The sequence below is a fragment of the Rhizobium sp. CRRU65 genome (genome assembly GCF_048551595.1).
In the GTDB taxonomy this organism is placed as follows: Bacteria; Pseudomonadota; Alphaproteobacteria; order Rhizobiales; family Rhizobiaceae; genus Rhizobium; species Rhizobium leguminosarum_J.
On sequence record NZ_JBLYZH010000057.1, the window covers coordinates 1 to 444 of the forward strand.

At 61.0% G+C, this 444-nt stretch carries 1 protein-coding gene; it reads left to right on the forward strand.

The window, feature by feature from the left end; all coding sequences use genetic code 11:
* Positions 1-51 precede the first annotated feature (51 nt).
* Positions 52-444: MerR family transcriptional regulator (locus ACM5SV_RS36625; RefSeq protein ID WP_419425535.1), on the forward strand; the 393-nt coding region annotated here is incomplete at its 3' end.

The following is a 444-nucleotide window of genomic DNA, read 5'->3' on the forward strand; positions in this document are numbered from 1 at the left end:
GAAAAGAATTGACGGTGCTTGGGGCAGACTGGAGTACTGGTGAGACCTAGCATGAGGCCCGGCGAGGCCGCCGGCGAGATGACTGTGGGCAAGGCTGCGGCCATGCTCGGTGTCACCGTGCGCACCCTCCATCATTGGGATGCGATGGGCCTGGTCCGTCCTTCGGAGCGTTCTGCTGTCGGCTACCGCATTTATACCGCCGAGGATCTCCTGCGGCTTCAGCGGGTGCTGATCTATCGGGAGCTTGATCTGCCGCTGGATGAGATTGGGCGACTGCTGGAGGCCGGCAGCGAGGGTGTGGAGAGTTCCCTGAGGCAACAGCGTGACCGGATTGCTGAGCGAATGGAGCGCCTCGAGCAGATGTCTGGGGCACTGGAGAAGCTCATTGCCGCACATGAACGAGGTGTTGTTCTCACATCTGAGGAGCAGTTAGCGGTCTTTGGG